The following is a 12,534-nucleotide window of genomic DNA, read 5'->3' as shown; positions in this document are numbered from 1 at the left end:
CCTTTACCCCGGTTTACTCCGGTCATCGGTCATGTCAAGGGGGGTGTGGATGCGGCGGCCGGCTGCGGTGCTCGTCATGCTCGCGCTGGTGTCATGCGGCGTCGGCGGCGCTCCTCCCGTGGCGTCGCCGACCACCACTTCGCCCGCGCCCAAACCGGCGCTCACCGGCAGGTACGGCACCGTGCTCTCCTGCGAGGGCCCCGGCATACGGCTGCCGGAGTCGCCGGCGGGGCTCAGCCCTGCGGGCACGTTCAGCCGCCTCGACTCGCTGCGCCGCCCGCTCAAGGTGCGCGGCCGCATCTGGAGCGACAACGACGAGCGGCTGTACGTCGGCGTGGTCTGCGGCCCGCGCACGGCCGAGCAGTTCGTCACGCTCGTCGCGAAGGCCACGCTCACCCTGTACGGCGGCAAGCCCGCCCTGCGCTGGACCACGCGGACGGGCGTGCGCTGCTTCATGTGGCTGGAGAGGCCGGGCACCGCCGTCTACATCGGCGCCACACCCGGCCTCAGCGGCGAGATCAAGCCCGTCGCCGCCGACATCACGGCGGGCTGACCCCTCGGCACGCGCTTTTCTGAGCGCGCCGCCCCCTGGAGGCTCTTCGGGGTGCGTCGCCTCCTGGAGGCTCTTCCGGGTGCGTGGCCCCCTGGGGCTCGTCGGCCTCAGCGGGCCTCGGCGAGCAGCTTGCCGAGGCGGCTGACGCCCTCGACGAGGTCGGAGTCGCCCAGCGCGTACGACAGCCGGAAGTAGCCCGGCGTGCCGAACGCCTCACCCGGCACCACCGCCACCTCGGCCTCCTCCAGGATCACCTCGGCCAGCTCGCTCGACGACTGCGGCCGCCGCCCGCGCAGCTCCTTGCCGATCAGCTCCTTGACCGAGGGATATGCGTAGAACGCCCCCTTAGGTTCCGGGCACAACACGCCCGGGATCTCGTTGAGCATCTTGACCATCGTCTGCCGCCGCCGGTCGAAGGCCGCCCGCATCTCCGCCACCGCCGAAAGGTCGCCGGAGACCGCCGCGAGCGCCGCCATCTGGGCCACGTTGGAGACGTTCGAGGTGGCGTGCGACTGCAGGTTGGTGGCCGCCTTGACGACGTCGGACGGCCCGATCAGCCAGCCGACCCGCCAGCCCGTCATCGCGTACGTCTTGGCCACGCCGTTGAGGATCACGACCTGGTCGCCCAGCTCGGGCACGGCCGTGGCGATGCTGGTGAACTCGGCGTCGCCGTACACGAGGTGCTCGTAGATCTCGTCGGTGACCACCCACAGCCCGTGCTCGGCCGCCCAGCGCCCGATCTCCACCGTCTGCTCGCGCAAGTAGACCGCGCCCGTCGGGTTGGACGGCGAGACGAACAGCAGCACCTTCGTACGCTCGGTGCGCGCCGCCTCCAGCTGCTCGACGGTCGCGAGGTAGCCGGTGGACTCGTCGGTCACGACGTCGACCTGGACGCCGCCCGCCAGCTTGATCGCCTCGGGGTAGGTCGTCCAGTAGGGGGCGACGACCAGCACCTCGTCACCCGGGTCGAGCAGCGTCGCGAACGCCTCGTAGACCGCCTGCTTGCCGCCGTTGGTGACCAGCACCTGCGAGGGCTCGACGGAGTAGCCGGAGTCGCGGCGCGTCTTCTCGGCGATCGCCTTCTTCAGCTCCGGCAGGCCGCCGGCCGGCGTGTACTTGTGAAAGCGCGGATCGCGGGCCGCCTCCACCGCGGCCTCGACGATGTAGCCGGGCGTCGGGAAGTCGGGCTCGCCCGCGCCGAAGCCGATGACGGGCCGCCCGGCCGCCTTCATCGCCTTCGCCTTGGCGTCCACGGCGAGCGTGGCGGACTCGGAAATCGCGGAAATTCTCGCGGAGATGCGGGGTCGGGTGGACATGCGTCCATGGTCCCACGGGGCCGCCACACGCGCGTGACCTGGGGGATCAGGTTTTGGTTCGACGTGACGGGCAATGACCCGTATGCTTTCGCCTGGTCCTTCCGCCGCATGTCGGCGAGCGGTTCGGTCCAGGCAGTGAGTCGATCAGGGTAGTCTGGTCTACGACATAGGGCACTGGCGCAATTGGTAGCGCACCGGTCTCCAAAACCGGCGGTTGGGGGTTCGAGTCCCTCGTGCCCTGCGAGTGCGGTCCGCGCAATAATGGCGTGTAAGAGCGCGCCGCAAAACTGCGTTGGATACGACTGATCAGGTGAGGACTGTGGCGATCGACACGCGCGGCGAGACCGCAGACAAGCCGAGCGGCGAGAAGAAGACCCGCACCACCCCTGCCCTCTTCTACCGGCAGGTCGTCAACGAGCTTCGTAAGGTCATCTGGCCGACTCGTAAGGATCTCGTCACCTACACCACGGTCGTTCTGGTTTTCGTTCTGATCATGGTCGCGATCGTGTACGGGCTCGACAGCGCCCTAGGATGGGCGGTCCTCCGCGTTTTCGGCGGATCCTGACCGAAGACTTCGCCGGTGATCGCCTGACGGAGTCGCCATTCGAAACCACGAAAGAGGAAGAGTCACCGTGTCCGAGTCTTCAGTTCCGGCCGGCGAGTCCCGCGAAGAGTGGGACGGCGAGCTGGAAGAGGCCACCGAGGAGTCCGCTGCGGCGGCGTCCGAGGAGGCCGAGGTCGAGGAGAGCGACGAGGCGGCTGACGAAGAGGCCGCCGCCGTCGAGGACGGTTCGGTTCTTCCCGACGTCGACCCCGTTGAGGAGTTCAAGGAGTCGCTGCGCGGGCTGCCCGGCGAGTGGTACGTCATCCACTCCTACGCCGGCTACGAGAACCGCGTGAAGTCCAACATCGAGAGCCGCAACGTGTCGCTCAACATGGAGGACTACATCTACCAGGTCGAGGTGCCCACGCACACCGTCCAGGAGTTCAAGAGCGGCAAGAAGGTCCCGGTCAAGGAGCGCGTGCTGCCCGGCTACGTCCTGGTGCGCATGGAGCTCACCGACGAGTCCTGGGCCGCCGTCCGCAACACGCCCGGCGTGACCGGCTTCGTGGGCCTGTCCAACAAGCCGAGCCCGCTGAGCCTCGACGAGGTCGCCAAGTTGCTGGCGCCCGAGCCGACCGAGGAGACGAAGAAGGCCACCACCAAGGCCGCCGCCGGCCCGGCCGTCGAGTTCGAGATCGGCGAGTCCGTCACCGTCATGGACGGCCCGTTCGCCACGCTGCCCGCCTCGGTGAGCGAGATCAGCCCCGAGCAGCAGAAGCTCAAGGTGCTCGTGTCGATCTTCGGCCGCGAGACTCCTGTGGAGCTCTCGTTCAACCAGGTCTCGAAGATCTGAGACCATCACATACACTTAGACGTTCGGCCGGCCGCCTCTCGCGAAGGGCGGCCGCCGACATGTCAGGGGCGCAACCGCGACTCTGACGGCATCGCAATCAGGACCCGGAGAAGGACACATGCCTCCGAAGAAGAAAATCGCCGCACTGGTGAAGGTCCAGCTCCCCGCTGGCCAGGCCACCCCGGCGCCGCCGGTGGGTACCGCCCTCGGTCCTCACGGCGTCAACATCATGGACTTCGTCAAGCAGTACAACGCCGCGACGGAGTCCCAGCGGGGCAACATCATCCCCGTTGAGATCACGATCTTCGAGGACCGCAGCTTCACCTTCATCACGAAGACGCCGCCGGCCCCGAGCTGATCAAGAAGGCCCTGGGCATCGACAAGGGCAGCTCCGTGCCGCACCGCGACAAGGTGGGCAAGCTCACCCGCGAGCAGCTGCGCAGCATCGCCGAGACCAAGATGCCCGACCTCAACGCCAACGACATCGAGGCGGCCGAGAAGATCATCGCCGGCACCGCCCGGTCGATGGGCATCACGATCGCCGAGTAAGACCTTCCCCAGACATCGTGGGAGGGCCGTTGAGACACGGCCCGCGCACCACTAGGAGTAAGAAATGAAGCGCAGCAAGGCGCACAAGGACGCGGCCGCCAAAATCGACCGCGACAAGCTCTACACGCCCGCCGAGGCCGCGAAGCTCGCCAAGGAGACGTCGACCACGAAGTTCGACGCCACCGTCGAGGTCGCGCTCCGGCTGGGTGTCGACCCTCGTAAGGCCGACCAGATCGTGCGCGGCACGGTCAACCTCCCGCACGGCACCGGTAAGACCGCCCGGGTCCTGGTCTTCGCGACCGGTGACCGTGCCGAGGCGGCCCGCGAGGCCGGCGCCGACATCGTCGGCGCCGACGAGCTGATCGACGAGATCTCCAAGGGCAACCGCCTCAACGAGTTCGACGCCGTCGTGGCCACGCCTGACCTCATGGGCAAGGTCGGCCGCCTCGGTCGCGTGCTCGGCCCGCGTGGTCTCATGCCCAACCCCAAGACCGGCACCGTGACGCCCGACGTCGCCAAGGCCGTGTCCGACATCAAGGGCGGCAAGATCGAGTTCCGCACCGACCGGCAGGCCAACCTGCACTTCATCATCGGCAAGACGTCGTTCGGCGAGCGCCAGCTCGTGGAGAACTACGCCGCCGCCCTCGATGAGGTGCTGCGTCTCAAGCCGTCGGCGGCCAAGGGCCGTTACCTGAAGAAGGTCACCTTCTCCACCACGATGGGGCCGGGCGTTCCCGTCGACCCCAACATCACGCGCGGCATCACGGCCGAGCTGGAGAGCTGAGCCTCCGCTTTTCCCTGCGCCCCCGTCCGAGCCTCTCGGGCGGGGGCGCTTGCGTTTCCGTACAGGTTCTCGCAGGCGGTCGCGGGGCATATGCCGTAGGTGAAGAGAGGCCCTGAGTCCGGCGTACCCGAGGACAAGGGCGCTGAGCTGCCTCTTCGGAGGATTGTGCGGAAAGTGTGCAGAGGATGTGAGGGATAACCCTGGGTTTTCCCCTATTTGCCGGGGGAAGCCGCCATATCGGGAAAGTTAAACGTAGGGTCAAGAACATGCTGAAGCGCACGATGAGTATGACCGCGGCCGGGGCCGCACTGGTGATGGCCGCGGTCGCCGGTTGTGGATCGAACGCCCAGCCCATCCAGGTCAACCTGGCCGCGTCCGAGGTGCTCACCCTGGCCGCGCAGAAGACCGCGGAGGTCACGAGCTACACGGTCGACGCCGTGGTGAACCTGACGCACCCCCAGGAGGGCAGCGGCACGGTCCAGGGCCGCATGCTCTACCAGAGCAAGCCGCAGCTCGCCGCCGACGTCACCCTCGACACCGTGAACTTCGGGCAGCGCAGCGTGCCCGGCGGTGTCCGCGCCGTGCTGCAGGGCGACACCGTCTATGTGAAGGTCGAGGCGCTCAAGGAGCTCGTGGGCGCCACCAAGCCGTGGATCAAGGTCCCGCTCAAGGAGGCGGACGGCGGCTCCGGCGAGGTCAACGAGCTGCTCTCCCGTATCCAGCAGTTCGACCTCGGCAACATGACCCAGCTCGTCACGGCCTCGCAGGACGTCAAGGCCGCCGGCAACGAGACCGTCAACGGCGAGGACACCACCCACTACACCGGCACGTTCCCGGTGGACGCCGCCGTCCAGCAGCTTCCCGCCGACGAGCAGGAGCAGGCCCGCGACCACCTGGCCGAGCTGAAGGACGTCAAGTTCGACATCTGGGTGGCGGCCGACGGCCTGCCCCGCAAGCTCGCCATGAACGGCGCCAAGGACGGCGCGAGCCTCGATGCGACCCTGTTCTTCAAGGGCTTCAACGAGCCCGTGAGCATCCAGGCGCCGCCCGCCGACCAGATCGGCGAGCTGCCGAAGGACACCACCAACTGAGAGCGATTTGGAAACTCGGCGGCCAGCACGTACTCTGGTCGGTGCCGAAGACCGCCGGTCGTCGTCAGGTGCCTAAATCTGGCGACCGAAGGATCCACGTCATGTGGACGGCCCGCGCAGGTGTGTGATGCGAGTTTCCCACATGGTCGATCCGTGTGCGTGAGCCCCGTGCGCCCTGCGCCGGGGCTGTTCTCATGTCGGGGGCCTTCGCCGGTGGCACATCTGGAAGGAGGCCCATGGCGAGGGCGGATAAGGCGACAGCGGTTGCCGAGCTCAAGCGCGAGTTCGAGGGCAGCGCCGCCGCCGTTCTGACCGAGTACCGCGGTCTCACCGTCGCGCAGCTCAAGGAACTGCGCACCACTCTCGGTGAGAATGCGAAGTTCGCCGTGGCGAAGAACACCCTGACCAAGATTGCGGCCAACGAGGCCGGCGTGTCGGGCCTCGACAGCCTGCTCACCGGTCCGACCGCGATCGCTTTCGTCAACGGCGACGTTGTCGAGGCGGCCAAGGGTCTGCGTGACTTCGCCAAGGCCAATCCCCTCCTGGTGATCAAGGGTGGCGTTCTCGAGGGCAAGACGCTCGACGCCAACGAGATCACCAAGCTTGCCGATCTCGAATCCCGCGAGGTTCTCCTCGCGAAGCTTGCCGGTGCCTTGAAGGCCAAGCAGAGCGCCGCTGCCGCGATGTTCGCCGCTCTGCCCACGCAGATGGCTCAGCTGGCCGAGGCCCTGCGCGCCAAGCGCGAAGAGGCGGGCGAGTAGCACGGGGGTTGCCGCAGTACACCGCGGTCCCGTTACCAGTTTTCAAGCAGTTCCTAGCGTAAGGAAACCATCATGGCGAAGCTCAGCACCGACGAGCTGCTCGACGCTTTCAAGGAGATGACCCTCCTCGAGCTGTCCGAGTTCGTGAAGGTCTTCGAGGAGACCTTCGACGTCAAGGCCGCCGCCCCGGTCGCGGTCGCCGCTGCCGCTCCGGCTGCCGGCGCCGCCGGCGGTGAGGCCGCCGCCGCCGAGGAGCAGGACGAGTTCGAGGTCATCCTCGAGGCCGCCGGCGACAAGAAGATCCAGGTCATCAAGGAGATCCGCGCCCTGACGTCCCTGGGCCTCAAGGAGGCCAAGGACCTGGTCGACGGCGCTCCGAAGCCGGTCTTCGACGGCAAGGTCAACAAGGAGCAGGCGGAGAAGGCCAAGGCTGCCCTCGAGGGCGCCGGCGCCACCGTGACCGTGAAGTAACTTCCCCTTCGCTTCACGCACAGCTCAACGAGAAGAGGCGGACACACCCTGGTGCCGGGTGTGCCGCCTCTTTTCGCGTTTCCGGGGTGTTTCAGGTGTGGTCGGCCAGGCCGGGGCGGTTTTCCGCGTACCGGTGTGCGCCGGGCCAGGCCCCTGTCGTTTTCGGTGCGGTGGCGCGGGCGGATCAGGCCGCGGCTGCGCGTACCTGGGCGATGGCGGTGGCGTCCATGTAGTCCCTGGTGTGGACGATGCGGCCGTTCGTCCCACCTGCACGGCGTCGCCTGACCGGCCCGGCCGTGGCCTCGACGGCGCGGCTTCGCGTGATCGGCCCGGCCGTGGCCCTCACGGCGCGGCATCGCCTGGCCGGGGCTCACGGGATCGCCTGGCCTCCGGCCGCGCCTCCTGGCGCTCCTGGCGCCCCAGGCCAGCGAGGAGCCCTCAGGCCATCGCAAAGCCCGCAGGTCACCCCACAAGCCGCCCGAGGGCTCTGAGAGCCTCCTGGAGCCCTCTCAGGGCCTCCTGGTGGCATTTGCGGGGAATAGGCATGCCCTGACCGTTTCATCCCCGAGAGCGGGCTCTCCTTCATCTCCGAGAGCGGGGTCTCCGCGGTCACCAACCGCCTCTGTCGTTTGGAGGGATTCGGCGGCGGGTGTCGCGTTATGATCCGGCAGCGGCCGGCCGGGAGGGGAGTGAGCAGGTGGCAGGACTCGGTGCTCGGCCCGCCCGGATCCTCATCGCGGCGCTCAGCGGGGTGCTGGCGGTCCTGGTCGGCACGGGCGTGTGGATCGCGGCCCAGGCGCGCGACGAGCAGGGCAGGGCGGGCGACAGGCGGGCGGTGCTCATCGCGGCGGGCGAGCACGCCAAGAACCTCATGTCGCTCGATCACAAGAGCGTGGACGCCGACCTGCGCCGCATACTCGACACCTCCACGGGCGAGGCGCACGAGGAGTACGAGACCAACGCCGCCAAGCTCAAGACCACCACGGTCGAGAACAAGGTGGTCCAGCAGGGCGTGCTGCGCGCGACCGGCCTGGTCTCGATGACCGCGACGACGGCGCGGGTGCTGGTGGTCGCCGACGTGGAGATCCGCTGGGAAGGCTCGCGCAGCAAGCCTCAGGAGCGCTATTACCGCTGGCAGATGGACCTGACGAAGACCGGCGGGCGGTGGCTGGTGTCGAAGGTGGTGCAGGTGCCGTGAGGATCTTCGCGATCGTGCTGCTCAGCCTGCTCGTGGCCGTGGGCGCGGTGCTCGTGCCGACGATGTGGTTCAACCTGCGCGACGTGCGCGACGCCGAGGCCTCCGCCGTCGCGGCCGTGGCCGCGGCCAAGAAGCTCGCGCCCGACCTGCTCTCGTACGACTACCGCACGGTCGAGGAGGACCTGGCGCGCGCCGGCACGTTCACCACGGGCGAGCTGACCGAGCACTACAAGGAACTGGCCAAGACCCTCGTCTCCCGGGCGAAAGAGCAGAAGATCGTCCAGAACGTCTCCGTGGCGGCGGCCGGTGTCGAGCGCGCCGAACCCGGCAGGGTAGAGGTTCTGCTGTTCGTGAACACTGGTACGGTCAAGGAGATCCCCGGCAAAGAAGGGCTCCAGCAAGAGTTCACCCAGAACCGGGCGAGGTTCGTCATGGTCCGGCAAGATTCGCGCTGGCTGGTGGCGGGCCTGTCCACGCTGCTGGGCACCGCCTGAGGTCGTGGAGATCACCGGCGCGCCGCTATCTTCAATTGTTACCAAAATTCAGGTTTAGCGCAGCCTTTGGCGGGGGTACCTCAGTCACAGCAACACCGGTTGTCGGCATGGGTTCGCCCCCCGGTGTGACGGAGCGTTAGCCGCCCCCGTTCGCGGGTATCGTCTTGGGCCTGGCGGTAGGCGATCAGTCACGCAGGGGAGAAAACCCAGCGTCCGGGCCCTGAGTCGGCTGAAAGTCGGGTTCGCGGGCTTGACGTTTCCGCCTGAACGGGCGATGCTGCGACCAACGTGGAGCATGCAGCGAGGGCGAAGTGGACAGGCGTGTGCCGTTCGGCTACACTGCCCCTTTGCGCTGCCCTTTGACGACCCGCGATGCTTGCTCACGTTGCGAGGTTGTCTGGCGTGCGTGTAGTCAGTCCGCCGCGAGCCCTCGGAAGGACATCTGTTGGCAGCCTCGCGCAACGCCTCCGCCGTACCCGCCGGTCCCCGTCGCGTCTCTTTCGCGCGCATCCAGGAGCCCCTCGAGGTTCCTGACCTCCTTGCTCTGCAGACCGAGTCCTTCGACTGGCTGCTCGGCAACGAGAAGTGGAAAGCCCGGGTAGAGGCGGCTCGTCAGGCCGGGCGCAAGGACGTCCCGACCCAGTCGGGTCTCGAAGAGATCTTCGAAGAGATCAGTCCTATCGAGGACTTCTCGGGGACCATGTCCTTGTCGTTCCGTGACCACCGGTTCGAGCCGCCGAAGTACTCCGTAGATGAGTGCAAAGAGAAGGACATGACCTTCTCCGCCCCGATGTTCGTCACGGCGGAGTTCATCAATAACACCACCGGTGAGATCAAGAGCCAGACGGTGTTCATGGGCGACTTCCCGCTCATGACGCCCAAGGGCACCTTCATCATCAACGGCACCGAGCGTGTCGTGGTGTCCCAGCTCGTCCGTTCGCCCGGTGTCTACTTCGAGCGGACCGTCGACAAGACGTCCGACAAGGACCTCTACGGCTGCAAGGTCATCCCGTCGCGGGGTGCGTGGCTGGAGTTCGAGATCGACAAGCGCGACAGCGTCGGTGTGCGCATCGACCGCAAGCGCAAGCAGGCCGTCACCGTGCTTCTCAAGGCTCTGGGATGGACCAACGAGCAGATCCTCGAGCGCTTCGGCCAGTACGAGTCGATGCGGGCCACCCTGGAGAAGGACCACACGGCCGGTCAGGACGACGCGCTGCTCGACATCTACCGCAAGCTGCGGCCGGGTGAGCCGCCGACCAAGGAGTCGGCGCAGACCCTGCTCGAAAACCTGTACTTCAACCCGAAGCGCTACGACCTGGCCAAGGTCGGCCGCTACAAGATCAACAAGAAGCTGGGCGTCGACGCCGACATCACCCAGGGCACGCTGACCGAGGACGACATCGTCGCCACGATCGAGTACATCGTGCGCCTGCACGCCGGCGAGGAGTCGATGCCGGGCGCCAACGGCGACGTTCTGGTCGAGATCGACGACATCGACCACTTCGGCAACCGCCGCCTGCGCAGCGTCGGCGAGCTGATCCAGAACCAGGTCCGCCTGGGTCTCGCCCGCATGGAGCGGGTCGTGCGCGAGCGCATGACCACCCAGGACGTCGAGGCGATCACGCCGCAGACCCTGATCAACATCCGCCCCGTGGTGGCCTCGATCAAGGAGTTCTTCGGCACCTCGCAGCTGTCGCAGTTCATGGACCAGACCAACCCGCTGGCCGGTCTGACGCACAAGCGGCGTCTGTCCGCGCTGGGCCCCGGTGGTCTGTCGCGTGAGCGGGCGGGCTTCGAGGTCCGTGACGTGCACCCGTCCCACTACGGCCGGATGTGCCCGATCGAGACCCCTGAAGGCCCCAACATCGGTCTCATCGGCTCGCTGGCCTCCTACGGCCGGATCAACGCCTTCGGTTTCGTCGAGACGCCGTACCGCAAGGTCGTCGACGGCAAGGTGACCGACCAGATCGACTACCTCACCGCCGACGAGGAGGACCGTTACGTCAAGGCGCAGGCCAACACGGCGCTCAACCCCGACGGCTCGTTCGCCGAGGCCCGCGTCCTGGTCCGCACCAAGGGCGGTGAGACCGAGCTGGCCCGCGCCGAGGAGGTCGACTACATCGACGTCTCGCCGCGCCAGATGGTGTCGGTGGCCACCGCGATGATCCCGTTCCTCGAGCACGACGACGCCAACCGCGCGCTCATGGGCTCCAACATGCAGCGCCAGTCGGTGCCGCTGCTCAAGAGCGAGGCGCCGCTGGTCGGCACCGGCATGGAATACCGTGCCGCGACCGACGCGGGCGACGTCATCAGCGCGGAGAAGGCCGGCGTGGTCGAGGAGGTCTCGGCCGACTACATCACGGTCATGAACGACGACGGCACGCGGACGACGTACCGCGTGGCGAAGTTCAAGCGCTCCAACCAGGGCACGAGCTTCAACCAGAAGCCGATCGTCTCCGAGGGCGACCGGGTCGAGGTCAACCAGGTCATCGCCGACGGTCCCTGCACCGACCAGGGCGAGATGGCGCTGGGCAAGAACCTCCTGGTGGCGTTCATGCCGTGGGAGGGCCACAACTACGAGGACGCGATCATCCTGTCCCAGCGGCTGGTGCAGGACGACGTGCTCTCCTCGATCCACATCGAGGAGCACGAGGTCGACGCCCGCGACACCAAGCTGGGCCCTGAGGAGATCACCCGCGACATCCCCAACGTCTCCGAGGAGGTGCTGGCCGACCTCGACGAGCGCGGCATCATCCGCATCGGCGCCGAGGTCGTGCCCGGTGACATCCTGGTCGGCAAGGTCACCCCGAAGGGTGAGACCGAGCTGACCCCGGAGGAGCGGCTGCTGCGCGCGATCTTCGGTGAGAAGGCCCGCGAGGTGCGCGACACCTCCCTGAAGGTGCCGCACGGCGAGCAGGGCAAGGTCATCGCAGTCCGCGTGTTCTCCCGCGAGGAGGGCGACGAGCTGCCGCCCGGTGTCAACGAGCTGGTGCGCGTCTACGTCGCGCAGAAGCGCAAGATCACCGACGGTGACAAGCTGGCCGGCCGTCACGGCAACAAGGGCGTCATCTCCAAGATCCTTCCGGTCGAGGACATGCCGTTCCTGGAGGACGGCACCCCGGTCGACATCATCCTCAACCCGCTGGGCGTTCCCGGCCGAATGAACGTCGGTCAGGTCCTGGAGACACATCTGGGCTGGATCGCCGCCAGAGGCTGGGACATCTCCGGAGTCCAGGAGGCGTGGGCCGAGCGCCTGCGCGAGAAGGGCTTCGAGAAGGTCGAGCCGCGCACCAACGTGGCCACGCCGGTGTTCGACGGCGCCCACGAGGAGGAGATCGTCGGCCTGCTCAAGAACACCATCCCCAACCGCGACGGCCAGCGCATGGTCGAGCCGACGGGTAAGGCGCAGCTGTTCGACGGGCGTTCCGGCGAGCCGTTCCCCTACCCGATCGCGGTGGGCTACATCTACATCCTGAAGCTGCTGCACCTGGTGGACGACAAGATCCACGCGCGGTCCACCGGCCCCTACTCGATGATCACGCAGCAGCCGCTGGGCGGTAAGGCCCAGTTCGGCGGCCAGCGGTTCGGAGAGATGGAGGTGTGGGCCCTTGAGGCCTACGGCGCCGCGTACGCTCTGCAGGAGCTGCTGACCATCAAGTCCGACGACGTTCTCGGCCGAGTCAAGGTCTACGAGGCCATCGTCAAGGGCGAGAACATCCCCGAGCCGGGCATCCCCGAGTCCTTCAAGGTCCTCATCAAGGAGATGCAGTCGCTGTGCCTGAATGTCGAGGTGCTCTCCAGCGACGGCATGTCCATCGAGATGCGCGACACCGACGAGGACGTCTTCCGCGCGGCGGAAGAGCTCGGTATCGATCTGTCCCGGCGTGAGCCGAGCAGCGTGGAAGAAGTCTGAGGGGGAG

Annotated in this window: 12 protein-coding genes, 1 tRNA gene and 1 pseudogene; 12 read left to right on the top strand and 2 right to left on the bottom strand. The window is 67.4% G+C overall.

From position 1 onward, the window contains the following. Positions 1-49: 49 nt before the first annotated feature. On the top strand, positions 50-553 hold the full coding sequence (locus tag WBK31_RS31885; protein ID WP_406673604.1) for a hypothetical protein: 504 nt from the start codon (positions 50-52) through the stop codon (positions 551-553). Between the two features lie 107 nt (positions 554-660). On the opposite strand, the gene WBK31_RS31880 is transcribed toward WBK31_RS31885, so the two are convergent. Next, entirely contained in the window at positions 661-1,869 is a 1,209-nt protein-coding gene (locus tag WBK31_RS31880) for a pyridoxal phosphate-dependent aminotransferase (RefSeq protein ID WP_406673603.1), read from the bottom strand. A 168-nt stretch (positions 1,870-2,037) separates the two neighbouring features. Between WBK31_RS31880 and WBK31_RS31875 the strand changes: the two genes are divergently transcribed. From WBK31_RS31875 to rplL, 8 genes and pseudogenes are all read left to right on the top strand, one after another. Next, a tRNA-Trp gene (locus WBK31_RS31875) sits at positions 2,038-2,110 on the top strand. 78 nt (positions 2,111-2,188) lie between these two features. Continuing rightward, on the top strand, positions 2,189-2,434 hold the full coding sequence (gene secE, locus WBK31_RS31870; protein WP_364068713.1) for a preprotein translocase subunit SecE: 246 nt from the start codon (positions 2,189-2,191) through the stop codon (positions 2,432-2,434). A 67-nt stretch (positions 2,435-2,501) separates the two neighbouring features. Beyond that, positions 2,502-3,266 (top strand): transcription termination/antitermination protein NusG, encoded by a 765-nt coding sequence (gene nusG, locus WBK31_RS31865; RefSeq protein WP_364068711.1) that lies wholly within the window; start codon positions 2,502-2,504, stop codon positions 3,264-3,266. 118 nt (positions 3,267-3,384) lie between these two features. After that, positions 3,385-3,815, top strand: a pseudogene (rplK, locus tag WBK31_RS31860) (50S ribosomal protein L11). A 64-nt stretch (positions 3,816-3,879) separates the two neighbouring features. Then, the gene (gene rplA / locus WBK31_RS31855) at positions 3,880-4,599 is read left to right on the top strand and encodes a 50S ribosomal protein L1 (RefSeq protein ID WP_364068707.1); all 720 of its coding nucleotides are present in this window, start codon (positions 3,880-3,882) and stop codon (positions 4,597-4,599) included. 281 nt (positions 4,600-4,880) lie between these two features. Further along, positions 4,881-5,690, top strand: coding sequence for an LppX_LprAFG lipoprotein (locus WBK31_RS31850; RefSeq protein WP_406673602.1), 810 nt, complete (start codon positions 4,881-4,883; stop codon positions 5,688-5,690). 236 nt (positions 5,691-5,926) lie between these two features. After that, complete coding sequence (gene rplJ / locus WBK31_RS31845) at positions 5,927-6,451, top strand: 50S ribosomal protein L10 (protein ID WP_364068703.1); 525 nt, start codon at positions 5,927-5,929, stop codon at positions 6,449-6,451. Positions 6,452-6,523: 72 nt separating this feature from the next. Further along, positions 6,524-6,922: a 50S ribosomal protein L7/L12 gene (gene rplL, locus WBK31_RS31840; RefSeq protein ID WP_364068701.1), complete on the top strand. Its 399-nt coding sequence runs from the start codon at positions 6,524-6,526 to the stop codon at positions 6,920-6,922. A 184-nt stretch (positions 6,923-7,106) separates the two neighbouring features. Here rplL and WBK31_RS31835 read toward each other — a convergent pair whose 3' ends face one another. Further along, positions 7,107-7,268: a hypothetical protein gene (locus tag WBK31_RS31835; protein ID WP_378786090.1), complete on the bottom strand. Its 162-nt coding sequence runs from the start codon at positions 7,266-7,268 to the stop codon at positions 7,107-7,109. Between the two features lie 351 nt (positions 7,269-7,619). Between WBK31_RS31835 and WBK31_RS31830 the strand changes: the two genes are divergently transcribed. The 3 genes from WBK31_RS31830 to rpoB all read left to right on the top strand — a co-directional run bounded on the left by WBK31_RS31830 (position 7,620) and on the right by rpoB (position 12,527). Further along, the gene (locus tag WBK31_RS31830) at positions 7,620-8,120 is read left to right on the top strand and encodes a hypothetical protein (protein WP_364068697.1); all 501 of its coding nucleotides are present in this window, start codon (positions 7,620-7,622) and stop codon (positions 8,118-8,120) included. Then, positions 8,117-8,614, top strand: a complete 498-nt coding sequence (locus tag WBK31_RS31825; RefSeq protein ID WP_378786092.1) for a hypothetical protein — start codon at positions 8,117-8,119, stop codon at positions 8,612-8,614. Before WBK31_RS31830 ends, WBK31_RS31825 begins: the two co-directional genes overlap by 4 nt. Before the next feature lie 445 nt (positions 8,615-9,059). Next, positions 9,060-12,527, top strand: a complete 3,468-nt coding sequence (gene rpoB, locus WBK31_RS31820; RefSeq protein ID WP_364068693.1) for a DNA-directed RNA polymerase subunit beta — start codon at positions 9,060-9,062, stop codon at positions 12,525-12,527. Positions 12,528-12,534: the final 7 nt, after the last annotated feature.

Source organism: Nonomuraea sp. N2-4H, from assembly GCF_045291505.1.
GTDB classification, from domain to species: Bacteria; Actinomycetota; Actinomycetes; order Streptosporangiales; family Streptosporangiaceae; genus Nonomuraea; species Nonomuraea fastidiosa.
This window is presented reverse-complemented; position numbering and strand designations above follow the sequence as displayed.

Bases quoted from the DNA above. Each gene is read 5' to 3' on its own strand.
- rplJ (WP_364068703.1), top strand. From the start codon at position 5,927: ATGGCGAGGGCGGATAAGGCGACAGCGGTTGCCGAGCTCAAGCGCGAG.
- WBK31_RS31885 (WP_406673604.1), top strand. From the start codon at position 50: ATGCGGCGGCCGGCTGCGGTGCTCGTCATGCTCGCGCTGGTGTCATGC.
- WBK31_RS31880 (WP_406673603.1), bottom strand. From the start codon at position 1,869: ATGTCCACCCGACCCCGCATCTCCGCGAGAATTTCCGCGATTTCCGAG.
- rplL (WP_364068701.1), top strand. From the start codon at position 6,524: ATGGCGAAGCTCAGCACCGACGAGCTGCTCGACGCTTTCAAGGAGATG.
- WBK31_RS31850 (WP_406673602.1), top strand. From the start codon at position 4,881: ATGAGTATGACCGCGGCCGGGGCCGCACTGGTGATGGCCGCGGTCGCC.
- rplA (WP_364068707.1), top strand. From the start codon at position 3,880: ATGAAGCGCAGCAAGGCGCACAAGGACGCGGCCGCCAAAATCGACCGC.